25 protein-coding genes and 1 pseudogene are annotated in these 23,901 nt (G+C 53.1%); 15 read left to right on the top strand and 11 right to left on the bottom strand.

The annotated features are described in order from the left end of the window. Positions 1-12: 12 nt before the first annotated feature. Positions 13-333: a MurR/RpiR family transcriptional regulator gene (locus L1I42_RS01580; protein WP_236112748.1), complete on the bottom strand. Its 321-nt coding sequence runs from the start codon at positions 331-333 to the stop codon at positions 13-15. A 318-nt stretch (positions 334-651) separates the two neighbouring features. Here L1I42_RS01580 and L1I42_RS16205 point away from each other — a divergent pair, with 318 nt between their 5' ends. Next, positions 652-852 carry a P1 family peptidase gene (locus L1I42_RS16205; protein ID WP_439651482.1) on the top strand — a complete coding sequence of 67 codons (201 nt, stop codon included), beginning with the start codon at positions 652-654 and terminating at the stop codon, positions 850-852. A gap of 96 nt (positions 853-948) precedes the next feature. Here L1I42_RS16205 and L1I42_RS01570 read toward each other — a convergent pair whose 3' ends face one another. Then, on the bottom strand, positions 949-1,653 hold the full coding sequence (locus L1I42_RS01570; protein ID WP_236112747.1) for a LysR family transcriptional regulator substrate-binding protein: 705 nt from the start codon (positions 1,651-1,653) through the stop codon (positions 949-951). A 12-nt stretch (positions 1,654-1,665) separates the two neighbouring features. Further along, positions 1,666-1,842: pseudogene (locus tag L1I42_RS16320) on the bottom strand (helix-turn-helix domain-containing protein); the annotation flags it as partial. Between the two features lie 174 nt (positions 1,843-2,016). Here L1I42_RS16320 and urtA point away from each other — a divergent pair. From urtA to ureG, 12 genes are all read left to right on the top strand, one after another. Next, the gene (gene urtA / locus L1I42_RS01565) at positions 2,017-3,279 is read left to right on the top strand and encodes an urea ABC transporter substrate-binding protein (protein ID WP_439651459.1); all 1,263 of its coding nucleotides are present in this window, start codon (positions 2,017-2,019) and stop codon (positions 3,277-3,279) included. 61 nt (positions 3,280-3,340) lie between these two features. Beyond that, positions 3,341-5,302: an urea ABC transporter permease subunit UrtB gene (gene urtB, locus L1I42_RS01560; protein WP_236112746.1), complete on the top strand. Its 1,962-nt coding sequence runs from the start codon at positions 3,341-3,343 to the stop codon at positions 5,300-5,302. 2 nt (positions 5,303-5,304) lie between these two features. Continuing rightward, complete coding sequence (gene urtC / locus L1I42_RS01555) at positions 5,305-6,483, top strand: urea ABC transporter permease subunit UrtC (RefSeq protein WP_236112745.1); 1,179 nt, start codon at positions 5,305-5,307, stop codon at positions 6,481-6,483. After that, the gene (gene urtD / locus L1I42_RS01550) at positions 6,480-7,223 is read left to right on the top strand and encodes an urea ABC transporter ATP-binding protein UrtD (protein WP_236112744.1); all 744 of its coding nucleotides are present in this window, start codon (positions 6,480-6,482) and stop codon (positions 7,221-7,223) included. The genes urtC and urtD overlap by 4 nt, the downstream gene beginning before the upstream one ends. A gap of 2 nt (positions 7,224-7,225) precedes the next feature. Continuing rightward, a complete protein-coding gene (gene urtE / locus L1I42_RS01545) occupies positions 7,226-7,921 on the top strand; it encodes an urea ABC transporter ATP-binding subunit UrtE (RefSeq protein WP_236112743.1) in 696 nt (231 codons plus the stop codon). Positions 7,922-7,925: 4 nt separating this feature from the next. Then, a complete protein-coding gene (locus tag L1I42_RS01540; RefSeq protein ID WP_236112742.1) occupies positions 7,926-8,747 on the top strand; it encodes an urease accessory protein UreD in 822 nt (273 codons plus the stop codon). Between the two features lie 9 nt (positions 8,748-8,756). Further along, positions 8,757-9,059 (top strand): urease subunit gamma, encoded by a 303-nt coding sequence (locus L1I42_RS01535; protein ID WP_236112741.1) that lies wholly within the window; start codon positions 8,757-8,759, stop codon positions 9,057-9,059. 16 nt (positions 9,060-9,075) lie between these two features. Then, positions 9,076-9,381, top strand: a complete 306-nt coding sequence (locus tag L1I42_RS01530) for an urease subunit beta (protein WP_236112740.1) — start codon at positions 9,076-9,078, stop codon at positions 9,379-9,381. Next, positions 9,381-11,090 carry an urease subunit alpha gene (ureC, locus tag L1I42_RS01525; RefSeq protein WP_236112739.1) on the top strand — a complete coding sequence of 570 codons (1,710 nt, stop codon included), beginning with the start codon at positions 9,381-9,383 and terminating at the stop codon, positions 11,088-11,090. Before L1I42_RS01530 ends, ureC begins: the two co-directional genes overlap by 1 nt. Then, the gene (locus tag L1I42_RS01520) at positions 11,090-11,536 is read left to right on the top strand and encodes an urease accessory protein UreE (RefSeq protein ID WP_236112738.1); all 447 of its coding nucleotides are present in this window, start codon (positions 11,090-11,092) and stop codon (positions 11,534-11,536) included. Before ureC ends, L1I42_RS01520 begins: the two co-directional genes overlap by 1 nt. Further along, complete coding sequence (locus tag L1I42_RS01515; RefSeq protein WP_236112737.1) at positions 11,502-12,164, top strand: urease accessory protein UreF; 663 nt, start codon at positions 11,502-11,504, stop codon at positions 12,162-12,164. Before L1I42_RS01520 ends, L1I42_RS01515 begins: the two co-directional genes overlap by 35 nt. Beyond that, positions 12,152-12,772 (top strand): urease accessory protein UreG, encoded by a 621-nt coding sequence (gene ureG, locus L1I42_RS01510; protein WP_236114148.1) that lies wholly within the window; start codon positions 12,152-12,154, stop codon positions 12,770-12,772. The genes L1I42_RS01515 and ureG overlap by 13 nt, the downstream gene beginning before the upstream one ends. Positions 12,773-12,873: 101 nt before the next feature. Here the strand turns inward: ureG and L1I42_RS01505 are convergent, their stop codons facing one another. The 7 genes from L1I42_RS01505 to L1I42_RS01475 form a co-directional block, all read right to left on the bottom strand. Further along, a complete protein-coding gene (locus L1I42_RS01505) occupies positions 12,874-13,995 on the bottom strand; it encodes a RuBisCO large subunit C-terminal-like domain-containing protein (protein WP_236112736.1) in 1,122 nt (373 codons plus the stop codon). Between the two features lie 3 nt (positions 13,996-13,998). Further along, positions 13,999-15,003: a transketolase family protein gene (locus tag L1I42_RS01500; protein WP_133573694.1), complete on the bottom strand. Its 1,005-nt coding sequence runs from the start codon at positions 15,001-15,003 to the stop codon at positions 13,999-14,001. A gap of 14 nt (positions 15,004-15,017) precedes the next feature. Next, entirely contained in the window at positions 15,018-15,947 is a 930-nt protein-coding gene (locus tag L1I42_RS01495) for a transketolase (RefSeq protein ID WP_236112735.1), read from the bottom strand. Positions 15,948-16,045: 98 nt separating this feature from the next. Beyond that, positions 16,046-16,489, bottom strand: a complete 444-nt coding sequence (locus L1I42_RS01490; RefSeq protein WP_236112734.1) for an RbsD/FucU family protein — start codon at positions 16,487-16,489, stop codon at positions 16,046-16,048. A gap of 95 nt (positions 16,490-16,584) precedes the next feature. Beyond that, on the bottom strand, positions 16,585-17,631 hold the full coding sequence (locus L1I42_RS01485; protein WP_236112733.1) for a substrate-binding domain-containing protein: 1,047 nt from the start codon (positions 17,629-17,631) through the stop codon (positions 16,585-16,587). A gap of 54 nt (positions 17,632-17,685) precedes the next feature. Beyond that, positions 17,686-18,675: an ABC transporter permease gene (locus L1I42_RS01480; protein ID WP_236114147.1), complete on the bottom strand. Its 990-nt coding sequence runs from the start codon at positions 18,673-18,675 to the stop codon at positions 17,686-17,688. Positions 18,676-18,701: 26 nt separating this feature from the next. Beyond that, positions 18,702-20,237, bottom strand: a complete 1,536-nt coding sequence (locus L1I42_RS01475; protein WP_236112732.1) for a sugar ABC transporter ATP-binding protein — start codon at positions 20,235-20,237, stop codon at positions 18,702-18,704. Between the two features lie 172 nt (positions 20,238-20,409). Between L1I42_RS01475 and mtnK the strand changes: the two genes are divergently transcribed. Together mtnK and mtnA are read left to right on the top strand one after the other, a co-directional pair. Continuing rightward, a complete protein-coding gene (mtnK, locus tag L1I42_RS01470; RefSeq protein ID WP_236112731.1) occupies positions 20,410-21,678 on the top strand; it encodes an S-methyl-5-thioribose kinase in 1,269 nt (422 codons plus the stop codon). Further along, positions 21,675-22,769 (top strand): S-methyl-5-thioribose-1-phosphate isomerase, encoded by a 1,095-nt coding sequence (gene mtnA / locus L1I42_RS01465; protein WP_236112730.1) that lies wholly within the window; start codon positions 21,675-21,677, stop codon positions 22,767-22,769. Before mtnK ends, mtnA begins: the two co-directional genes overlap by 4 nt. Before the next feature lie 68 nt (positions 22,770-22,837). On the opposite strand, the gene L1I42_RS01460 is transcribed toward mtnA, so the two are convergent. Continuing rightward, a complete protein-coding gene (locus L1I42_RS01460; RefSeq protein ID WP_236112729.1) occupies positions 22,838-23,815 on the bottom strand; it encodes a sugar-binding transcriptional regulator in 978 nt (325 codons plus the stop codon). Positions 23,816-23,901 lie beyond the last annotated feature (86 nt).

Genomic DNA, 23,901 nt, shown 5'->3' with positions numbered 1-23,901 from the left:
CGGGAGCGTAGCTCAGTCTTTTTCGAAATCACCAAACAGGTCTTGTAGCTCTGTCAGCCGGTCCCTTGGCCCGAGCATGATTAAGGGGATTGCGATAATGTCGCGCGCCCGGATGCAGGCGTCATCCGTCACCAGAATAACCTTGACCCCGTTGCGGGCGGCCTCTTGGGCCAAAGGCCGCGCTTTGGAGACAAAGCGGCGCACATCCATAAGCACAAGGCAGCGATTGACGCCTTGCCGGTCCAGAAATTCGCCGTAAATGCCGTTCAACTCTTCATCAGATCTCACGCCCCGCCGGACATGGGAAATCTGGTCGGCAAAATATTGTGCCATCACTGTCCGGGGAAGACGGTGTTCCAAAATTATGCGCTGTTCCCGCATATGAATGTGGGCGACAATGTGGGCGATATGCACTCGATGTCGCGCATGCTGACAAGGCTGTGCGCACACGGGCGATCATTTTAATGGTGGCACGATCACTGCCACGTTGCGAGCCGAACAATGCTCACTGGCCGATGGTGACACCAACCCGGCCGAGCTTGATGTTTCTATTGATCAGATCGTTTTCCTTGGTTCCGCCTTCGAACTCATTGGCAGAACTAAAGGCGATGGCGGCACCGGCACGGACTCCCGCAAAATCAGCCGCAAGGACTGGCCCGTCGCGGCGCGATTGGCATTGGCCGCAATAGCACAGTGGGCAACAATAATTCCGGTGATATATTTCTGGCCTTCTCCACCGCCAATGCATTGGGCCCTCCTCATACCGAACCGGTTGAACTGAAGCACACTTTGTTCAACGATCATTATTGTTATGCGCTCTATGTAGCGCCGCTAGCGCTGATACAGCAGTAGGGCCAATGATCAATTTGCCAATATTCACGATACGAACGGCGCCCGGAAGGACACTAAGCGATAGATCGGCAGGTCAACCGCCAACGCTTTATTAAATTAGAGGTCTAAATTGTAGGTGAGCCGCTCATGAAACTTGCTGGCAGCGAAGGAGAGATGGCGTTTGCGCTCAATGACGACATTTATATAGCCGGAGCCGACATCGTTTTCATGTAGTTTCAGCACCTTATATCCCGCTGGGACAGCGCCTGGTTGATTAGGTTTTGGTAAAATGGCTAACCCGATCAACGCGATCGGTGTTTGTTGAAGATATTGGGTTTGATCGGAGCAAGACAAATAGGGCGGAAGTTCGATTTCGCGACGTTCGCACGCTCCTTCAAACTTTGCCATCAGCTCGGTTTGCAAGGGCGGCGTAATCAGGTTCAACCCCTCTAAATGGTGCAGTCGCACCGTACGATCTTGCCCGAGTTTGACGCCATTCGGGACCATAAGACACAGATCGACTTGCTTCGAGAAATTGATCTTGATATGGCGGCTTAGTTGCGGCTGATAAAAGAGGGCGAAGTCAATGTTGCCGCTTACAAGCTGCTCCTCAAGATCCGATTGCGACACAAGCTGGATTGTGAGCTCGACTTGCGGAAACTCCTGTTTAAAAGCGGTAACAAGCGGCGCCAAAAAACCTGTGTGAATGTCTGCGCTGATGCCGACGGCCACCTTGCCGGTGTGCAGCCCCTTCACCGCTTCGATCTGAGAGTTCATCCGGTCGTAGCTGATCAATTGCTCCAAGGCAAAACGATAGAACAACTCCCCCTCAACAGAGAGCGCCACACCGCGGGACAAACGGTCGAACACCGATATGCCAAGATCTAGTTCAAGCGCTTGAATGTTGCGATTGAGTGCGGAAGGCGAAATGGCGAGCGTTTCCGCGGCGCCCCGAATGGAGCCCGCCTCAACGATTGCTTTTACATATTTAAACGTTTGCAAGTGCCGCATCGCACTGTTTCAGCACACTGGTGCAAAAAACGCAACAATAAGCACACTTCTTTGCGGCAGACAGCACCACTCAATGTTTGTAACCATTTCGACATGTCCAAAATGCTGATCAGTGATGGACTCGAATGAACGCGAAAAGCGCAGGGCTTTCGCGAAAACATTGAGAGAGAAACGATGAAAAAGCTGCTTCTAGCAACCGCAATGTGCGCCGCCGCCACAACATCAGCATTCGCGGAAATCAAGGTGGGGATTTTGCACTCATTGTCAGGGACAATGGCCATTTCTGAAACGACATTGAAAGACACCATGCTGATGCTCATTGAGCAACAGAATGAAAAGGGTGGCCTATTGGGTCAAGAAATCGTGCCCGTGGTGGTCGATCCAGCATCGGACTGGCCCCTTTTCGCCGAAAAGGCACGCGAACTGCTCACCGTTCATGACGTTGATGTGATTTTTGGGAACTGGACGTCTGTGTCGCGCAAATCTGTGCTGCCGGTTATTGAAGAGTTGAACGGCTTGCTGTTCTACCCGGTTCAATATGAAGGGGAAGAATCGTCAAAGAACGTATTTTACACCGGTGCTGCGCCAAACCAACAAGCCATTCCCGCGACCGACTATTTCCTTGAGGAATTGGGTGTCGAGAAATTCGCGCTGTTGGGGACCGACTATGTTTATCCGCGTACAACTAACAAAATTCTTGCCCAATATCTTGCAGACAAAGGCATCCCGGAAAGCGACATTTTTGTAAACTACACACCGTTCGGTCATTCCGACTGGTCGAAAATTGTTGCTGACGTGGTCGCACTTGGCGCTGACGGCAAAAAGGTTGGTGTGATCTCAACCATCAATGGCGATGCAAATATCGGTTTTTATAAAGAACTTGCCGCCGCTGGCGTTTCGGCTGATGACATTCCTGTTGTGGCCTTCTCAGTCGGCGAGGAAGAGCTTACCGGTTTGGACACCACCAACCTAGTTGGCCACCTTGCCGCCTGGAACTATTTCCAGTCTGCCGATAGCGAGGCCAATGCCAGCTTTATCGAAACCTGGAAAGCGCGCATGGGCGAAGAGCGGGTGACGAACGATCCCATGGAAGCGCACTATATCGGGTTTAACATGTGGGTGAACGCCGTCGAAGAAGCGGGCACAACCGATGTCGATGCTGTGCGTGAGGCCATGTATGGGCAACAGTTCGAAAACCTGACGGGCGGCACAGCAGAAATGCTGGTGAACCACCACCTGACCAAACCTGTGTTGATTGGTGAAATCCAAGAAGATGGCCAGTTCGATATCATTAGTCAAACTGAAGAAGTGCCGGGTGATGCCTGGACGGATTATCTGCCAGAATCTGCCGTTTTGAAATCAGATTGGAAAGAGCTTGGCTGCGGCATGTACAACACCGAAACCGAAAGCTGTGTTCAGATCAAATCCAACTACTAATCCCACATTTTAACTGATGAAAGGGCGGGTTCTCTGCCCTTTCATTTGCTTGGAGACCAATGTGATTTCTCGACTTTTCTTTTTGCTGGCATGCCTTGTGATCGCACTGCCCACCCAAGCACAGGAGGGTGCCGCGCCGTCCCTGAAATCCATTATCGCTCAAAACGCTCCCGACATTATCAAAGGCTCTGTGCGCACCGCGCCCCCGATTATTGAAGCGCTGGTGGATCTTGATGAACCCGAAGCCCTTCGCTTCCTTTCACTTTGGCAGGAAAAATCCCTTTGGTATCGCAAAGCAGACGATCAGATTTTTATCGCGGAAGAACGCGAAGATCGCACCTACGAACTGTTTGATATCGCCACCTTGGCCCCTGTCGAGACGCTGCCCAAAAAGCAGATCAAACAAATCAAACCAAATTCGGGATTGCGCGCGCTTATCGATGAAGCCTTGGTGATCTCCAGGCTGAAAAATGACGACATTGCTGTTCGACAGGAAGCCGTTTCCAGTCTTTCCCGCTTGGCCAATGAACAGCATTTGGCACCTTTGCGCGCTGCCATTGAGGTTGAACCAAACCAAGATTTAAAGGCGGAGATGGAACGGCTGGAACGGTTTATGACGATTCAGTTTGGCACCAGTTCCGAGGAACGTGTAGAAGCGATTCAAAAAGCGTCAGAAGACCTATCCATTGAAACCCGCGCCAACCTCAATCGTATTATCAGCTCTAATATTGCATTGAGAGAGAGTGTCGGTGATGACGCCAATATTGCCCGGCAAGTCATGCCGGGAGAAGAAGATTTCAGCATTGAAGATGCTTATCAGCTTTTGATCAATAATGATCTTGCCGAACCTATTCCCACCGCCAGCGAACGGACGCAGATCCTCATCGATAATATCGGGGAGGGGAAAGTTGGCCAGTTCACAATACACAATCTCGACACCCAAAAAAACCGCGATGCGGCTTATCTGGCGCTGGTCGCGGAAGGAAAAGCCCCCTTTTGGTCGCCAGGCCTGAGCGCCGATATATTGGTTGAACAATTCGAGTTCGTCGAGGTCTATGATGAAGCGAATGCTCAGGTGACCGCAGCTGCGGAAGCCGCGCTTAAAGAAATCGAAACCCGTGTCGCGATGTCCGAATTCATGGATGTTTTGCTGGATGCGATTTCACTGGCTTCCATTTACTTTTTGGCCGCCATTGGTTTGGCCATCACATTTGGGGTGATGCGTGTCATCAATATGGCCCACGGCGAGTTCATTATGATGGGCGCATATACCGGTTTTGTGGTGCAGCAATTCATCACAAATTACACCCTATCGATCATCATCGCCATTCCCTTGGCCTTTGCCGTCACTTTCCTTGCCGGTGTGGCCCTGGAGCGGTTGGTCATAAGACATCTTTATCACCGCCCCTTGGAAACATTGCTGGCGACATTTGGTATTTCCATTGCGCTGCAACAGCTGGCGAAGAATATTTTTGGTACGCAGGCTCGGCCGCTCACAGCACCCGAATGGCTGGATGGCGCTTTGGTTATCAATGATGTGATCTCCATTTCCTGGATCAGGATTGCGATCTTTGGATTGAGTATTTTGTTCTTTGTGGTGCTTTTGTTCGTGCTCAACAAAACCAGATTTGGTCTGGAAACACGCGCGGTGACCCAAAACCGTCAAATGGCGGCGAGCATGGGCATCAATCCCAATTTCATCAATATGCTGACCTTTGGCCTCGGCTCGGGCATTGCGGGCATCGCCGGGGTGGCCATTGGCCTTTATGCCAAGGTGACGTCTGAAATGGGCAGCGATTATATCGTGCAAAGCTTCATGACCGTCGTTGTGGGTGGTGTGGGCAATATATTTGGCACGCTGGCGGGCGCCGTGATGATCGGCTTTTTGCAAAAAGGCATCGAATGGTTCAATCCGGCAAACACGCTGGCTGCCCAAACCTACATGATCATCTTCATCATCATTTTCATTCAATTCCGACCTCGCGGCATTATCGCCCTTAAAGGTCGCGCAGCGGGAGATTGATCATGCAAGGTCCTTTAACCCAATTCCTGATGAAAAACCCGAGCGTCTTGATTTTCCTCGGCTTGCTCTCCGCCTTCACCATGTTCGCCGCCATTGGCAGCGAGGCGTTCGGCATCGGCTTCATTTCAACATCGATGATCAAAACACTGGGCAAGACCTTGTGCTTTTGCCTGATCGCCATCGCCATGGACCTTGTGTGGGGCTATTGCGGCATTTTGAGCTTGGGGCATTTCGCGTTCTTCGGGCTTGGCGGCTATATGATCGGCATGTGGCTGATGTATGAGCGCACGCGCCTTATCGTGGAAAATTCCATGGCTAATGCCGCCTTGCCGCCCACACCCGAAGAGATTCAAGAGGCCATCGGCACGCAGATTTTTGGCGTGGTGGGCGGCGCCGAGATTCCGGTAATTTGGTCCTTCGCCCATTCCTTGCCGATCCAGCTTGCATTCGTCGTGCTGGTGCCCGGTTTGCTGGCCTTGATCTTTGGTTGGCTGGCGTTCCGCAGTCGCGTGACCGGCGTTTATTTGTCGATCCTGACCCAAGCCATGACATTGGCCCTGGCGCTTTATCTGTTCCAAAATGATAGCGGCCTGCGCGGCAATAATGGTCTTTCCGGTTTGCAGAATATTCCAGGGTTGGATCATGTGCCCCAATCGCACATCTCCCTCTATTTCCTGTTGGCCTCCGCATTTGCATTGGGCCTTGGCTTTGTCATTGCCAAACTGATCGTCGAGAACAAGATGGGCAATGTCATCATGGGCATTCGGGACAATGAGGCGCGGGTGCGGTTTCTCGGATATCACGTGGAAACCTACAAGCTGTTCATCTTTACGCTCACGGCCATTATGGCCGCCATCGCCGGGGCGATTTACTATCCGCAGGCGGGCATCATCAACCCGGCGGAAATCGCGCCGATTGCCTCGATCTATCTCGCGGTTTGGGTGGCGATTGGCGGGCGTGGCCGCATCTACGGGGCGGTGATTGGTGCGGCGCTTGTCTCCATGCTGTCAAGCCTGTTCACCGGCGGGCAAATTCCGAATATCGAATGGGGACCGATCAATATTGTCTGGGTGGACTGGTGGCTTGTGCTGCTGGGGGTGAGTTTTGTTGCCGTCACACTTTATGCGCCCAAGGGCATTGGCGGCCTGTTCGACATAATCAAGTTGGAGCGGAACAAATGAATGAAGCTCTTTTGGAAGTCCGCGACATCTCCGTGTCCTTCGATGGATTCAAAGCGATCAATGCGCTTTCCTTCAGCATTGCTGAAGGCGAGTTGCGGGCCATCATTGGCCCAAATGGCGCCGGCAAAACCACCTTTATGGATATTGTGACCGGCAAAACCAAACCTGATGCCGGTGAGGTGATTTGGGGCGAGAAAAATGTTTCGCTGCTCAAACGTCAGGAAAGCCAGATTGCACGTCTGGGTGTGGGCCGCAAATTCCAAAAGCCGACTGTTTTTGAAGAGCAGACGGTCTATGAGAATCTGCTGATGGCGCTCGACAATGACCGCAGCCCGTTCGCAGTTTTGTTCTATCGCCATAATGAAAATGACAATCAGCGGATTGCAGCATTGGCTGAAGAGATCGGGCTCCAGGATCATTTGGAGAAACGCTCAGGCGATTTAAGCCACGGGCAAAAACAGTGGCTGGAGATCGGCATGCTGCTGGCGCAAGAACCACGGCTGTTGCTGGTGGATGAACCCGCTGCGGGCATGACCCTGGAGGAGCGGCAAAAGACGGTGGATCTGCTCCGCCGGGCGGCGCAAACCCGCGCGGTGGTTGTTGTGGAGCACGATATGGATTTTGTCCGCAATCTCGACTGTCGCGTAACGGTTTTGCACGAAGGGTCTGTTCTGGCCGAAGGCTCACTGGACCATGTGACCGAAAATCAAGACGTCATTGGCGTATATCTGGGGCGCTAAAAATGCTGGAGCTAAAAAACATCACTTTGCACTATGGCCAAAGCCAGATTTTGCACGGCGTCAATATGGTCGCCGAAAAGGGAAAAATCACTTGTTTGTTGGGCGTCAATGGCGTTGGTAAAACGAGCCTTTTGAAAGCGATAGCTGGTGTTCATAACCATTCAGGCGGTCAATATCTGCTGGATGGTGCGGAGAAAAAGGCGGCCTCGGCCCACCATTTGGCGAAGGCTGGCGTCGGCTATGTCCCACAGGGCCGCGACATTTTTCCGCTGATGACGGTGCGTGAAAATATGGAGATCGGGTTTGCCTGTCTCGATAAAAGTGAACGCACCTTGCCCGAGGAAATGTTTGAGCTGTTTCCCGTGCTTAAAGAGATGCAGAACCGGCGCGGGGGCGACTTGTCTGGCGGACAGCAGCAGCAATTGGCCATCGCGCGGGCGCTGATTACCAAGCCAAAACTTTTATTGCTCGATGAGCCCACGGAGGGCATCCAGCCCAACATTATCCAGCAGATTGGCCGTGTGATCTCGTTTCTCAACGATCAAGGGCAAATGGCGATTTTGCTTGTGGAACAATATTTCGAATTTGCCTACCAGCTTGCTGATCACATCTATTCCATGCGCCGAGGCGAAATCATTTTGGACGGCAAAAAATCTGAGCTGAAGAAAGCTGCCGTTTTAGAAACGCTGAAAGTGTGAAGTGATGCTGGATCGAGCGCATCGAACCATTCCCATACAGCGCGCCAAAGGGCGCGTGCGGGTAGGATTTACGCACAAATCAAGCACCACGCGGCTGGAGAACTTGCATCAGTCTGGCTGCCTGAAAGCACTTTTGCCAAAAGTATACAACAGCTCACCGGAAATTGTTCTGGTGAACACAGCTGGCGGTATTACAGGTGGCGATCAGCTCGACATTTCGTGCTCGATCGGTCCGCGAGCTGAGGCGCTCGCCACAACTCAAACAGCCGAACGTCTTTATCGATCTATTGGCGACAAGGCACATCTCAATGTCCACTTGAAGATAGATCATAATGCCCGGTTTTGCTGGTTGCCGCAGGAAACAATTGTATTTGATGGCGCCCGCTTAAGCCGCCGCATGAATGTTGAGGTTGCGCCCTCTGGCAGCGCCCTTTTGCTCGAAAGCTTTATGTTGGGTCGCAAAGCGATGGGCGAAACCGTTCGGCAGTGCGATTTGTCTGATCAATGGCGCGTATATTTGGGAGACAAGCTTGTTTTCGCTGAGGCCATGAAAATCCGGGACGTCGACCGACTTTGCAAGGGTGCCGCGCTCATGCACCATCTGGCCTTTGCGACATTTGCATTGGTTGAGAAAGACGCGCAACACAAACTGAACGGGCTTAATTCACTCTTAGCGGGACTAGATATCCGCGCCGCCGCAAGCGCGTGGGATGATGTGCTGATCGCGCGTTTTGTTGCCCCCGATGCGTTCACGTTGCGGCGAGCACTCACTGCCGTTTTGGAGCAATTCAACAACCAACCCCTTCCCCGCGTATGGCAACTTTGAGGTTTAACCATGAAACTTACACCCCGAGAAAAAGATAAGCTGTTGGTCAGCTTGGCCGCCATGGTCGCGCGAAACCGGCTTGAACGTGGCGTGAAGCTTAACCATCCGGAAGCCATTGCGTTGATCACCGATTTTGTCGTGGAGGGCGCGCGCGATGGCAAATCAGTGGCCCAGCTCATGGAAGAAGGCGGACAGGTTATCTCATCTGATCAATGCATGGACGGCATCGCCGATATGATCCACGAAGTTCAGGTGGAGGCGACTTTTCCGGACGGCACCAAACTTGTGACTGTCCACCACCCCATTCGATAGCGCTGCGGAGACAAACATGAAACCAGGTGAAGTATTAACAGGTCCCAGCCCGATCACGCTTAACGCGGGGGTCGAGTCCACAACACTCCGAGTGGCCAATTCTGGAGATCGCCCGATCCAAGTCGGATCCCATTATCATTTTGCGGAGGCAAACCCATTCCTTATTTTTGATCGCGACACCGCCTATGGCATGCGCCTGGATATTGCGCCAGGGACGGCCGTTCGGTTCGAGCCGGGCCAAGAACGCGATGTGCAATTGATCCCGATTTCAGGCAACCGCAGAGCATTTGGCTTCAATCAAAAAGTCATGGGAGACCTCTAATGGCGCGCGATATTGCACGAAACACCTATGCCGACATGTTTGGTCCGACAACGGGCGACAAGGTTCGTTTGGCCGACACAGAGCTGTTTATCGAAGTCGAAAGAGACCTCACAACCTATGGGGAGGAGGTGAAGTTCGGCGGCGGCAAAGTGATCCGCGACGGCATGGGGCAATCCCAAGTGACCAATGCTCAGGGGGCGATGGATACGGTGGTCACCAATGCATTGATTGTGGATGTCACTGGTATCTACAAGGCCGATGTGGGTCTTAAAGCGGAGCGTATTGTCAAGATCGGCAAGGCGGGCAACCCGGACACGCAGCCCAATGTTGATATCATCATCGGTCCGGGCACCGAGATTATTGCCGCCGAGGGCAAAATTCTGACGGCAGGCGGTTTTGACAGCCACATTCACTATATCTGCCCGCAGCAAATTGACGATGCGCTTCATTCAGGGGTGACCACGATGCTTGGCGGTGGCACCGGCCCTGCCCACGGTACGTTGGCCACCACCTGTACGCCGGGCCCCTGGCATATTGGCCGCATGTTGCAATCAGCAGACAGTTTACCGATGAACCTTGCCTTTGCAGGGAAGGGGAATGCGGCGCTGCCACACGCATTGGAAGAACAGGTGCTGGGTGGTGCCTGTGCCCTTAAATTGCATGAAGATTGGGGAACGACACCTGCGGCCATCGATTGCTGTTTGTCGGTTGCGGATGCGTTTGATGTGCAGGTCATGATCCATACCGATACGCTGAACGAAAGCGGTTTCGTCGAGCATACGGTTGGTGCGCTCAAAGGCCGGACCATTCATGCCTTTCACACAGAAGGCGCGGGCGGTGGACATGCGCCGGACATCATCAAAATTTGCGGCGAGCAAAATGTATTGCCAAGCTCCACCAACCCGACCCGTCCCTACACCGTCAATACACTTGAAGAACATCTCGATATGCTGATGGTTTGCCATCATTTGGATAAGAGCATTCCAGAGGATGTCGCTTTTGCTGAAAGTCGCATTCGCAAAGAGACCATCGCCGCAGAAGATATTTTGCACGATATGGGTGCCTTCTCCATCATCGCATCAGACAGCCAGGCCATGGGCCGGGTGGGTGAAGTTTTAATTCGCACCTGGCAAACGGCCCACAAAATGAAGGTGCAGCGTGGTCCGTTGAAAGAGGAGACGGGGGACAATGATAATGTTCGCGTAAAGCGTTATATTGCCAAATACACAATCAACCCTGCCATTGCGCATGGGATTTCAAAAGAAATCGGCTCTATTGAAGAAGGCAAACGGGCCGACTTGGTTTTGTGGGACCCGGCCTTTTTTGGGGTAAAGCCCGAGATGATTGTGATGGGCGGCAGCATTGTTGTGGCGCAGATGGGCGACCCAAATGCGTCGATTCCCACGCCGCAGCCCGTCTATTCGCGGCCAATGTTCGGCGCACTGAACGGCGCGGTTCAGCACACGTCCGTGTCCTTCGTTTCCGCCGCAGCCTACGATGCGGATATTGCCAAAACTCTGGGTTTGCAAAAGCAAACGATAGCGGTCGAAAACACGCGTCAAATTGGCAAGTCTGATCTGGTGATGAACAATTACTGCCCAGAGATTGAAGTGAATCCAGAGACCTATGAAGTGCGCGCTGATGGCGAACTTCTCACTTGTGAGCCAGCTGAAGAGCTGCCGATGGCACAAAGGTATTTTCTGTTCTAATGTTACGCGCTTTAAAAATCGAACGCCGTCAGGCGGACCCAATCGACACGGTAACCCTTTCATTCGACGACCGCTTTCGCCGCCGGATCAAATTGAGCGGTGACGCTGGCACCGCCTTCCTGTTGGATCTCGACAAAACCACCGAGCTTCATGAAGGTGATGATCTGGTTTTGGAGGATAATTCGCATATCCGTGTGCGTGCAGCTCATGAGTCTCTGGTCCGCGTTCAAGGCTCAAACACACATCACCTATTGCGCTTAACCTGGCATATAGGGAACAGGCATTTGCCTTGCGAGGTCCATGAGGATCATCTTGTGATTAGGGCTGATCATGTGATCGAGCACATGCTGGCCCATCTCAATGCCTCTTTGGAAAAGTTTGAAGGGCCCTTCACGCCCGAAGGCGGCGCTTATGGCCAAGGCAGGACGCATTCTCATGAGCATTGACCTTCACCGCCTGTTTGCCTGGTTTTCCCCGTCCTTTCCGATCGGCGCGTTCAGTTACAGCCATGGTTTGGAACACGCCATCGAGACTGGCGACGTGACCAATGGTGACGAACTTGAAGCTTGGCTGCTAACGATTCTGGTCGATGGCAGTGGCCGAAACGATGCGATCTTAGTGGCGCATAGCTACCGCGCGCAGGGCGAAGCGCTGCAGGAACTATCGGACCTTAGCTTGGCCATTTGTGCGGGTCATGAGCGGCAGTTTGAGAGCGTGCAACAGGGGTATGCTTTCGCGAAAACGGCTGGCGAAATATCGAACTTCCGTTTTACGCCGGGTCCCCTGCCCATTGTTGTTGGACAGGTTGCAGCCAAACATGAAATCGATCTGCGTGATGTGATCGCGCTCTATCTGCACAGCTTTGTGTCTAACCTTATCTCGACAGCAATTAGGTTGATGCCGGTGGGGCAGACGCAGGGTCAACATATTCTGCATGCCTTGTTCGAGAAAATTGATGTTGTGTCGGAGAATGCCCTGCACGCAACTTTGGACGACCTTGGCAGCGCATGCTTTCTCGCTGACATCTCATCCATGGCGCATGAATTACAACAACCAAGGATATTCAGAACATGAGCGGACCTCTACGCGTCGGCATTGGCGGCCCCGTGGGTGCGGGAAAAACCACTTTGACTGAAAAACTTTGTCAGGCACTGGCAGACAAAGTGTCCATGGCGGTTGTCACAAACGATATATACACCACAGAAGATGCGGAACATTTGATGCGCAAACAAGTGTTGCCGCTGGACCGCATTCGGGGCGTCGAAACCGGCGGCTGCCCACATACAGCTATTCGCGAGGATGCATCAATAAATCTTGCGGCCATCGATGATCTTGTTGCCGCTCACCCGGATCTGGAACTTGTGCTGATTGAAAGTGGCGGCGACAATCTTGCTGCAACATTCAGCCCCGAACTCGCTGATCTCACCATTTATATGATCGATGTAGCAATGGGCGAGGAAATACCGCGCAAACGGGGGCTGGGCCTCACCCGTTCAGATATTCTGATTATCAACAAAACCTCACTTGCCCCCCATGTCGACGTGTCGATCGACATCATGGAACGCGATACAAAGGACGTCAGAAATGGCAAACCCTATGTGTTCGCTGATCTGAAGTCTGGGCTTGGTATATCAGAGGTGGTGGAGATCTTGTCCGAGCTTGGTGGATTGTCCAGCAGCTAAATTTTCGGCCAGCGCAAGATGGCCAAGGCACGCAGATTGCTGGCGCGCCTTGGCCATCAGATGCTCAGTCTGTCGTTTTAGCGACCGACAAATGAGGCGTGCTAACGTTTCGCCGCTTGAAGCGCCGCGCGCATATCTTTGATGCCTTCGCCGATTTTATCGCCATAGCGCAGCAAGCTACCGCCCAGCAGATAAACCACATCGTCGCCATACATATTGAGCATATCGCCTGCCCGGTCTTTCGACATGCCACCGCCTGGGCTCGGGAAAATCGGTTTACCGATTCCATTGGCAGCACGGCAGGCGTCAGCGATAGACGTGCATTCCTCTACTGAGAAGCCGAAGCGGCCACCGACATTTGGAAACACCGAAATGTCTGACCCGGCCAAGCGCTGCAACAAGCCAAACATAATGGCGTGGGTGAACCCCGTGTCTTTAGACAGCACATATGGCCCCAAGAAACTCGGATGGGTCATGATTGGCAAATCAAACGCCGCATCGCGGGCGAAGTGATTGACGATATCAAAGCCCAACAGCCCCGGCATCAGCAAAATGCCACCTGCTCCGGCCTGCTTGGCGAATTGTGCATCTTGGATCAGGTGCGCAAAATGGCCGCCAATATTTGGCAAATAGAGACAGCTTTGCCCGGTTTCTTTATTCGCGCGGTCCACCGCTTTGGAGATCTTTTCCACTCGTTCTTTGAACGGTGCGGCTGGTTGGTTTACGAGGCCATGATCTTCTTTGACGATATTGGCCCCAGCCACTGCGCAGAGATAGGCGATTTCCGCCAGTTCATCTGCGCTCGAGCCTTGCGGCTTCAACACCGGCGAGATCAAGCCACCCTTTGGCGTGGTAGAACGTTTACGCACACCTTTGATGCCGAACCGGGCACCGGGGAATTGCTTAGAAAGGCTCGGCCCCAGATCAATATTGGTGACCTGCAATCCCTTTTGGATGGAGGAGTTACCAAACACCACATTGAACAGTTGGGTTAGCTCAGTGCCAACACTCTCTGGGCTGTACGACAGCACAGCTTCAAACTGCCCCTCGCTGGTTTGGCCACAGCTTTCCACCTTGCCCAAAATCTCATCTTCGATAAAACCTTGCGGCACCACATCGCGCGGAATCTCAACGGTTTGTTCCAACGCGATATTGTGCGCCCGCTCCAAAGCTTCATCATTGCTTTGGGCATCAATCTGATAGGTAACGCGCATCCGATCCATGGTTTAAAGCGCCTCCGCTTTTGCGCTTGAGTGCACGGCATCAACTCGCACCGCATCCAAATCGTCCGCATCAATATTGGTTTCGATGTTCATCAGGCCCTCAATGCCACGCACCAAGGCCAAAGCATCCAAGCCATAGTAACGCATCAAATAAGGGCGAGAACCGCCATGGGCATAAGTGTCTTGCAAGCCAAGGCGCACCAGCTTTTTCTCAATGCCTGCTTCAGCAATGGTTTCGGCCACCAGCGACCCGATGCCACCGTTGATCACATGGTTTTCCAAGGTGATCACGCCATGTTTGACCGACTGCAAATGGTCAAGCAACCGCTTGGAGTCGAACGGCTTCAGCGTGTGAAGGTGCAGGTGACGAATGGAAACGCCCGCCCCGGCCAACGCGGCTTTGGCGCGCAGGGCTTCTTCTGTGGTGATGCCTGCGGTCACCACCAACACATCATCCCCAGCAGAAAGCTCGCGCATTTCGCCAACCTTGATTGGCGTGTCGAACAAGCGGGGCACCGAACCACGCAATACGCGGCAATAAACCGGACCATCAATTGAGTCTGCCGCTTCGCAAAGGCTTTCAACCTCTGTCGCGTCGCCTGTTTCCAAAATCGACATGTTGGGCATGGCGCGCATAATGGCAATATCTTCAATCGCTTGGTGGGTCATGCCACCGGGTGTGGTGACACCTGGCAAAAAGCCCATAATCCGGACTTTGCGGCGCGGATAAGCGATGGAGGCCATCAATTGGTCATAGGGTCGACGATAGGTGAACACCCCAAAGGTGTGAATGAAGGGGCGATAGCCTGCAAGGCCTAAGCCACCAGCGAAACTCATCATGTTCTGCTCGGCCATGCCCATGGACATAAATTGCTCAGGGTGCCGATCGCGGAAACCGTCAATTTCGCAAGACGATGTCAAATCCGCTGACATGCAGATCACATCTTTATTGGCCAGTGCGTATTTTTCAAAAGCGCTCGCATAAGGGCGCGTTACCATTTCAACCATCTCAGTTTACTCCCTTAATGCGTGTCAAATTGAACGGGATCAATGCCCAGTTCTTTGGCGATAGATTGGTTCATCTCATCGCGTTCTTCTTCAGACTTAAAGCGCACATAGTGCAAACGCGGGAAGCGCCGTTGCAAAAATTCCATGCCTTTGGTTGGCGAAGAATGGGCAAGAATGATCAATGGCTGGCCGTCATGAGGCTCAGCTTTGGCCTGACGCATGGCGTCCAGATCATGAGCGTCAATTTCCACCACGGTGGCGCCGAAGGCCCGCATTTTTGTGGCGATGTCGCGCACTTCCATCACAGAAGACATGGCACCATCACATTGCTGATCGTTCACGTCCATTATGGCCCACACATTGTCAATGCCGTGGTGCGCACAGGCTTGAATGGCTTCCCATGTCTGGCCTTCTTGCACTTCACCGTCAGACATGAACACGCAAACTTCACCGCTGTCGCCGCGCATGCGCCGGCCATAGGCAAGGCCCGCGCCGGTGGAAAGGCCAATGCCCAATGTGCCGTTGTGCACCTCCATGCCGGGGGAGTGTTCCGCCCCGATCATTTCAACTGACGAGCCGTCTTTGTTGAACATTTCCAGCCCTTCTTCGGCCATGCGCCCCACTTCGATCAATGTGGCATAGGCCACCAAAGCATAGTGCGCTGGCGCGATGAACAGGCGATCATATTGCGGTTCAAACGGGCCGTTATAGCCCGCGCCGGTCACATAATCATCATTGCCGGGGGCGGGCACACCGCCGAATGGCGGCGGAATCATGGGCATGGTGGGTTCACCCAAATTCAAGGCTTCATTATATAGCCACGCCAGTTGCTCGGCAGCGGAACAAGCTTGGCTCAAATAGCCGCCATTGTTGCGCATGGAATGTTCAAAAACGCGACGGCGAATGCCCAACGCGACTTCTTCAGTGGTTTTTTTATTCTTCACCAGATTCCCCAATCAAAGTTGGCGTGAATACATCAATTATTACTAATGTCAGTATCACATAACATTTGATAAATAAAGATCGAAGCACCGCAAAATGGCTAAAAAATCACGCCCTTGCGCAGGATGAAGCACCCGAAGGGACGCATCTCGCCCACGCGCGCAACAGCGAAGCAATTTTTGGCCTGCTGGTAAAAGGTTTGACGTTCGAGCGAGCCCAATTTGGCGCCCTCTGGCTTGGCCTTTTCCAACAGCGTAAACACTTGGCTATGCACCTCGCCCAACTCGTCCGGCGCGCCATCAATTTCCATGCGCCACGCGGCAAAGTCATAAAATTCATCTAACGGAAAATGCAAAATCATTGCCTCGATGAGAGCTGGTGCATCCATGGCAGGCAGGTCAACCAACTCGCCAGAGACGGTTTCAAGGGCGGTTGACTGCGCCGGAAAGTTAGCATCAACAATAGCAATCTCATCGCCATGGCCCATTTGCATCATCAGGTAAACAAGGTGGGCGGACAGTTTAGAATCTATGCCTTTGAGCATTTTGGCCTCCAAAGAAAAATGGGGCGACCGACGGGTGCTGCCCGACAGATCGCCCCAGTCAAAGGGTTGCGTCTTTTTAAGGTAATGTCCTTAAATTATGGCAGTGGCATCCAGTCTGGCACCGCCACTGGCGCATGGGCGAACTGTGGCAGTTTTTCGCTCAGCTCTTCCATGTTTTTGATGTCCTTTTCCAACAGATCTTTTTGGGTGATCAAGGTTGGGGGCACCACAACGCTGGCGCCTGGATCTTCACCCGCCAACAACATGGCCAACGCCCGTACGGAAACTTCGCCCACAACCGCTGGGTTGGTTGCTGCGGTGGCTTTCCATGCGCTATTTGGCTCGCGCATTGCAGCGATGTCAGATGTTGAAACGTCAGCAGAATAGATGCTGACCTGATCGGTCATGCCTGCTTCATCAACAGCAATTTTTACACCTTTGGCGAATTCGTCATAGGGCGCAAACATCACAGTGATGTCTGGGTTTGCAGACAATACTGAACGGGCCTGGTTGGCGTTTGAGTTGGCGATTGGGTTGTCCAATGTGCCGAACTGCGCTTTTTCCTCAATGCCCGGATAGCGCTCTTTGAACTCTACCCAAGTTTCGTTACGACGATCCAATGGCGCGATGCCTGGCACATAGACATAGCCGGCTTTCCAGCTCTCGCCATTGTCAGCGATCGCTTGTTCCAAAGCCAAACGGGCCAAGTCGCGGTCAGACTGTTCGATCTGCGGTACGGCCGGGTTTTCAACATTCACGTCAAAAGCCACAACTTTGATGCCGGCATCCACAGCACGTTGCACGGCTGCCTGCATGGATTCAGTCAAGCCATGTTGAACAATAATGCCGTCCACGCCCAGGGCAATCGCCTGGTCGACCATGTCTGCCTGCAAGGCTGCATCCTGGCGGCTGTCGAGCACGCGCAGATCAACGCCCAAAGCCTCTGCTTGGCGCTCAACGCCAGACAAATAGGCTTGGAAAAAGTCGCCGGTTGACAAATAGCGCACCAAGGCGATCTTCACGTCACCTGGATTGTCGAACGGGGCAGGCATATCGGCTGCATGGGCCAGCCCTACGAAGCTAGATGCGGCAAGGGAAACCCCTGCAAGCATTTTAGCAAAAACGCGTCTTGTTAGTTTCATTTGTTTCCTCCGATTTAATCGACCGCTTTGTTGAACGCTCTAGGGTGGTCGGGCCTAGCGTCTATTTGAAAGGGCAAATGTGAACATAAGCGCGACAACCAGCACGCCGCCTTTCACAAAATCCTGGGTGTAGTAAGGGGCATTCATCATGGTGAGGCCTTGCAGCAAAATGCCAACAAAAAGCGCGCCCACGGCGGTGCCGAATGCGTTTGGCTTTGCGGCACCCAAAACGGCAAAGCCGATCAGCGCGGCCGCCACGGAATCGAGCAGCAAGTTGTTGCCTGAAGCAATGTCACCACGGCCCAAACGTGCTGCCAGCAAGATGCCGCCGACAGAGGCCAGCACGCCGGAAATCATATAGGCGATGATTTTGTATTTTTTCACTGGCACGCCCGCCAAGCTTGCCGCGCGTTGGTTTGACCCGATCGCATACATCACGCGGCCATAGCGGGTATATTCAAGAAACAGCCAGATGCCGATGGCAATAACGATCAAAAAGACCACAGAAACCGGGATCAAATTGTCGATAAAAAAGTCAAAGCGGTGACGGCCAAGCGCTAAAAACTCAGGGGAAAAACTGCCCGCAGCGGTTGATCCGTCCGGCAAACTCATGCCTGTCGCAATTGACCGGCCTTCGGTTGGAATGCGCTGCAAACCGATCAGCAAGAACATCATGCCCAAGGTGGCCAACAGGTCTGGCACCCGCATTTGCACAATCAAAAACCCGTTGATCAAGCCCACCAGGGCGCCCATCAGCAAGCAGGCAACCACCGCCACCAATGCACTTTGTTCCATCACCACCATCACATAGGCAGAAAGCATCAAGGCCGAGGTGGCGACTGCGCCGATAGAAAGGTCAAAACCGTCCACAACCAAAGTGGCGGTCACACCCAAAGCCAAAATGCCGGTGATGGCCACTGATTGGAAGATAAACACCGCGCTATAGGGACTGGCAAAACCATCTGCCGCGACGCTGAAATAGACCACGAGGCCAACCAGCAAGGCCACAAAGCCATAGCGGATGGCATAATCTGTCAGTGACATGGATTTTTTGTTCACACGGGTTTCGCTCATCGAGCAGCCCCTTCTTTTTGTTCTTGTAGATCTTGAGGTGCCGCCGCGCCTGATACTTGTTCCAAGATCAGGTCGACATCGACATTTTCATTTTTGTGCTCGCCCACAATGGTGAATTCAGCCATCACCAGAATGCGGTCGGCAATCTCCAGGGCTTCGTCTAACTCGGCCACCAAAACAATGGTTGCCCGATCCTTCGCGGTTTCGCGCAGTTTGGTGCCAATGTCGCGCCGGGCGGCGATATCCACGCCTTGGAACGGCTCGTCCAGAATCAACACATCGCTCGGGTGCGATAGCCAGCGGCCCACCATCACCTTTTGCTGATTGCCGCCGGAGAGCGTCCCGATGTCATCATTGGCGCTTTGACACACAATGCCCAGCTTGCTGATGGCCTCATTGGTGATGCGATATTCGGCACGGCGGCGCACAAAGCCAAGCGTTGATAGGCTTGAAAGGAAAGGCAATGTGATGTTGCGGTTGATATCAAAATCCTGCACCACACCATTTGTGCCGCGGTCTTTCGCACACAAAAACACGCCTTGATTGATCGCATCGCGCGCGGATTTCGGCGTGTAGCTTTCGCCTTTTAGGCGCACTGTGCCGCCGGCCGCAGCCGTTTGACCGAACAACACTTCGGTCAGCTGGGTTTTGCCCACGCCCACCAAACCTGTAATGGCGATCACCTCATTGCGGTGCACGTTCAGGTTTATCGGTTTGCTTTCAGGTTTGAGCTGCACATTTTCCAGCTCCAACACTTTTTCGCCCGGCTTCTGCACTGTGATGTCCACATCAGTCATGGTATGGCCGAGCATATCGTTCACCGCGCCCTCATAATCGAGGGGCTCGGTTTCATATTGGCCCACGATCGTGCCATCGCGCATGGAGACAATGCGGTCCGCCACGCGGCGAATGTCTGACATGCGGTGAGAAATATAAAGAATGGCCACGCCGCCTTCGCGCAACTTGTCGACAAGCGCAAAAAGCCGCTCGGCCTCTGATGCGGAGAGCGAGCTGGTCGGCTCATCCAAAATCATCAATTTTGGCTCATGGGCCATGGCGCGGGCAATGGCCACCAATTGCCGATCCGCCAGGGTGAGATCACTCACCATCATATTCATATCAAAATTGAGGCCCAGTTTTGCAGCGATTTCTTCCGCAGAGCGGCGGATTTTGCGGGGGTTGAGCACGGGCGCACTTTTCGGGTTGGCCAGCCAATCCAACATCAGATTTGATGCCACATCCAAATCCGGCACCACCCCATCATTGATATTTTGGTGGACGGTCACAATACCCGCTTGCAGCGCCTCGGAAGGTGTGGTTGGTGCGAAGGGCTTTCCATTCAATTCAACTTGGCCTGCATCGGCGGCATAAAGCCCACAAATGATTTTGACCAAGGTGGATTTGCCTGCCCCATTGGCGCCCATCAGCACCGTGACTTTGCCCGCAGGAATATCTAAATCCACGCCGCGCAGCACACGATTGGCCGCAAAACGCTTTTCAAGCCCGCGAATTTTGATGGGTATTCCAGCCATAAACTCCTCCGATAGCGGCACGATAAATGCATTTCGCATCAAATGTCAAACGTTATTGACATTTGACATTTAAATTGCAAATCATGGGGCAATATGTGTTTGGCGTTTTGCGCTTGCCATGTCACCCTAACCCTTGAATTTGTTAGCGTGACCAGCGCATTGGGAGGATATTGTGAGCAATCCATATGAACCATTAAATGTAGACACAATTGGCGAAAAACTTGGCCATTTGGAGATCTTGAAAGAAAAAGTTGGGCCTGATGCCACGCACTGGTCGGCGCAAGAAGTTGGCGATGGCAACCTCAACCTTGTCTTTATTGTCACGGGCCCAAATGGCCAGGCGATTGTGAAGCAGGCACTGCCTTATGTGCGGTTGGTGGGCGACAGCTGGCCATTGCCGTTGAAGCGGGCGTTTTTCGAATATCACGCGCTTATTCGCCAAGCAAAAAATGCCCCCGAAGATGTGCCCGAGGTTTATCATTTTGACGAATCACAGGCGCTGATCGTGATGCAATTCATGACCCCGCATGTGATCTTGCGCAACAGCTTGCGCGATGGGATCAAGCACGACAATCTGGCCGAAGTGATGGGGAAATTTTGCGCCCGGACCCTGTTCCGCGGGTCTGACCTGTCCATGGACACCAAAGAGCGCAAAAAAGATCTGGCACTTTTCGCCGACAATATCGAATTGTGTGACATCACCGAAAATCTTGTGTTCACCGATCCATATTTCGATGCCGAGATGAACCGCCATACCAGCCCGCAATTGGATGGGATTGTGGCGAGCCTGCGCGCAGACATCGATATGAAGGTTGCGGCACAGCATTTCAAAGCCAAGTTCTGCAACAATGCTGAAACGCTGTTGCATGGTGATTTGCACACGGGCTCTATTATGGTCACCGAAAGTGACACGGTGGTGATTGACCCTGAGTTTGCTACATATGGCCCCTTCGGCTTCGACATTGGCATGTTGCTGGGCAATTTCTATATGGCGTTCTTCGCACAGGATGGTCATGAAGCGTCTAAAGGCGTGCGTGATGATTATGCGCAATGGATTTTGGATGTCACGTGCGACATCTGGCACCATTTTGAAGAAGAATTCAGCCATTTGTGGCGTACGGAGCGCACCGGCATTCTTTACGACAAGCGGCTTTATGAAGATCAAGGCCAAAACCTTGCATCTGAGCAAGCACTGACGGATCGCCTGAATCAAATCTGGTCAGATGCGCTTGGCTTTGGCGGTATTGAGATGCATCGCCGCATTTTGGGCCTTGCCCACATTATGGAGCTCGACAGCATTGAAGACGCAGATTTGCGCGCAGCGTGCGAGGCCCGGGCTTTGCAGTTTGGCCGTCAGATCGTGATCTCACGCGACGCTTATAAATCCCCACATCAAATCGCCGAGCTTGCGCGCGCGGTCAGAAAGGACAATTTCCTATGAAAATAGATGGCACTCATTATCGCTCCATTTGGTTGGGGGAAGATCAAAAGACCGTCAAAATCATCGAGCAGCGTTTGTTGCCACATGAGTTGAAAGTGGTGGACCTTAAATCACGTGAAGATGCGGCGGTCGCCATTAAAGATATGTGGGTGCGCGGCGCGCCGTTGATCGGCGCCACAGCCGCCTATGGCATGGCACTGGCCATGGCCGATGATCCATCAGATGAAAATCTTGAAGCGTCTTGGGAAATCTTGCACGAGACCCGCCCCACAGCGATCAATTTGCGCTGGGCCTTGAACCGGGCTAAAGCCCAACTGAGCGCCATCGCGCCGACAGAACGGGCGGCAGCTGCTTATAAATTGGCGGCAGAAATTTGCGATGAAGATGTAGAGATCAATCGCGCCATTGGCCAAAATGGCCTCAAACTCATTGAAGAGATTGCGGCGAAGAAGGCTCCTGGTGAAACGATCAATATTTTAACTCATTGCAATGCGGGGTGGCTCGCCACTGTGGACTGGGGCACCGCCACCTCGCCCATCTATCACGCGGTTGAAAAGGGCCTTAAAGTGCATGTGTGGGTGGATGAAACCCGCCCCCGCAACCAGGGCGCACAATTGACCAGCTGGGAAATGGCAAGCCATGGCGTGCCACATACGTTGATCGTCGATAATGCGGGCGGCCATTTGATGCAGCATGGGCAAGTGGACATGGTGATTGTGGGGACTGACCGCACCACCGCCCAAGGCGATGTGTGCAACAAGATCGGCACCTATCTTAAAGCGCTGGCTGCTAAAGACAATAATGTGCCGTTCTATGTGGCCCTGCCTTCACCCACCATCGATTGGACCGTAAATGACGGCGTGAAGGAAATTCCGATTGAAGAACGCGATGGCCGCGAAGTGACCCATGTTTATGGCAAGCTGGAAAATGGCGCACGTGATTGGGTGCAGATTTCGCCAGATGCAACGCCGGGCGGCAACCCCGCCTTTGATGTGACACCGGCGCGGTTGATCACCGGCTTGATCACAGAGCGGGGCGTGTGCGCTGCATCTAATGAAGGTTTGAAAAACCTATTCCCTGAGCAGGAATAAAGTGGGAAAGGGGCGCAACTCAGTTTGCGCCCTTTTTCTTTGTGACGTTTTGAGGGGCGTAGATCGGTCTAATCTAGAGCCAGAATGAGCTGGGCCGTTTCGGCGTCTGTCACCAAATGGGTGGCATAGCCGCCATTCATCACCGCCGCCATAGCGTGCGCCTTGTCTTCGCCTACAGAGACCAGTAGCCCCATTTCCAAGTCGGTGAGTTTTTCCAACTCAATGCCGATCATTCGCTCGTCCAGTGGTCCATGCACCGGCTTGCCCGCCCGATCCACAAAACGACCACACAAAACGCCGCACGCGCCCTGATCGACATAGGTTTTTAAATCGGCTTCGGTGGCAATACCACTCATCACAACGTGAGAGTCAGCACTCACCGAACCTGCGGCAAACACAGCCTTGTTGCACTGTTCTAAGGCGGCCAACTGTTTCTTGATGATCGGCTCGGCCCGCAACTGCCGCGCCAATTCCACATTTGTCACAATGGCAGGGGCATGCAAGTTGATACATGCCGCCCCAAGACCTTGAGCCAGATGCGCCGAACAGATTTCTGCGGTAAACCCGTAGGGGGTCGCCATCGAACCCACCAATTGGGCGACTTCCACATCGGGGATGGTCACATTGGCGGAGGAAACCAATAGTTCAGCCATTTCAAAAATGGTTTGCCCCCACGCCACGCCCAGCTTGTCGCCGGGCGCCACCAAGTCCGGCAGCCATTCCGCCGCACCACGCGCAGCACGGTTGAGGCGAGATTGGATGTCACCCTGGCCATTGGGCACAATGAAGGCGGCTTTCAGCTTAAACTTTTCGCGCAGTTGGTGGGAGAGCTTATGGCCCATAAACACGTCTGGGGCCATGGTGACGCGGATATAATTCTTCTCCCGCGCTTCCTGCAAATAATTGACCACGGTGGCGCGTGAGACATCCAGCCGGTCGGCAATTTCATTTTGGTTCAGCCCATCGTGATAATAAAGCCATGCGGCTTCGACCACAATTTCATCACCACTCACCTGGCCAGAGGCCCGCCTTTTGCCGTATGCCATAATTCCCCTCTTTTTTCTATTTGACAGATGTTACTAACATTTGTCAAATTACAAAAAATCATCCCTAAAAATTGGACGGACGGCCT

Origin of the sequence: Maritalea mediterranea (assembly GCF_021568695.1) — a bacterium.
Classification (GTDB): Bacteria; Pseudomonadota; Alphaproteobacteria; order Rhizobiales; family Devosiaceae; genus Maritalea; species Maritalea mediterranea.
This window is presented reverse-complemented; position numbering and strand designations above follow the sequence as displayed.

Bases quoted from the DNA above. Each gene is read 5' to 3' on its own strand.
- L1I42_RS01580 (WP_236112748.1), bottom strand. From the start codon at position 333: ATGGCACAATATTTTGCCGACCAGATTTCCCATGTCCGGCGGGGCGTG.
- mtnA (WP_236112730.1), top strand. From the start codon at position 21,675: ATGAAAATAGATGGCACTCATTATCGCTCCATTTGGTTGGGGGAAGAT.
- urtD (WP_236112744.1), top strand. From the start codon at position 6,480: ATGAATGAAGCTCTTTTGGAAGTCCGCGACATCTCCGTGTCCTTCGAT.
- L1I42_RS01460 (WP_236112729.1), bottom strand. From the start codon at position 23,815: ATGGCATACGGCAAAAGGCGGGCCTCTGGCCAGGTGAGTGGTGATGAA.
- L1I42_RS01475 (WP_236112732.1), bottom strand. From the start codon at position 20,237: ATGGCTGGAATACCCATCAAAATTCGCGGGCTTGAAAAGCGTTTTGCG.
- urtE (WP_236112743.1), top strand. From the start codon at position 7,226: ATGCTGGAGCTAAAAAACATCACTTTGCACTATGGCCAAAGCCAGATT.
- urtA (WP_439651459.1), top strand. From the start codon at position 2,017: ATGAAAAAGCTGCTTCTAGCAACCGCAATGTGCGCCGCCGCCACAACA.
- L1I42_RS01500 (WP_133573694.1), bottom strand. From the start codon at position 15,003: ATGGTTGAAATGGTAACGCGCCCTTATGCGAGCGCTTTTGAAAAATAC.
- L1I42_RS01515 (WP_236112737.1), top strand. From the start codon at position 11,502: ATGGCCAAGGCAGGACGCATTCTCATGAGCATTGACCTTCACCGCCTG.
- L1I42_RS01540 (WP_236112742.1), top strand. From the start codon at position 7,926: ATGCTGGATCGAGCGCATCGAACCATTCCCATACAGCGCGCCAAAGGG.
- L1I42_RS01520 (WP_236112738.1), top strand. From the start codon at position 11,090: ATGTTACGCGCTTTAAAAATCGAACGCCGTCAGGCGGACCCAATCGAC.
- L1I42_RS01485 (WP_236112733.1), bottom strand. From the start codon at position 17,631: ATGAAACTAACAAGACGCGTTTTTGCTAAAATGCTTGCAGGGGTTTCC.
- ureC (WP_236112739.1), top strand. From the start codon at position 9,381: ATGGCGCGCGATATTGCACGAAACACCTATGCCGACATGTTTGGTCCG.
- L1I42_RS01505 (WP_236112736.1), bottom strand. From the start codon at position 13,995: ATGGATCGGATGCGCGTTACCTATCAGATTGATGCCCAAAGCAATGAT.
- urtC (WP_236112745.1), top strand. From the start codon at position 5,305: ATGCAAGGTCCTTTAACCCAATTCCTGATGAAAAACCCGAGCGTCTTG.
- L1I42_RS01535 (WP_236112741.1), top strand. From the start codon at position 8,757: ATGAAACTTACACCCCGAGAAAAAGATAAGCTGTTGGTCAGCTTGGCC.
- L1I42_RS01530 (WP_236112740.1), top strand. From the start codon at position 9,076: ATGAAACCAGGTGAAGTATTAACAGGTCCCAGCCCGATCACGCTTAAC.
- L1I42_RS01480 (WP_236114147.1), bottom strand. From the start codon at position 18,675: ATGTCACTGACAGATTATGCCATCCGCTATGGCTTTGTGGCCTTGCTG.
- L1I42_RS01490 (WP_236112734.1), bottom strand. From the start codon at position 16,489: ATGCTCAAAGGCATAGATTCTAAACTGTCCGCCCACCTTGTTTACCTG.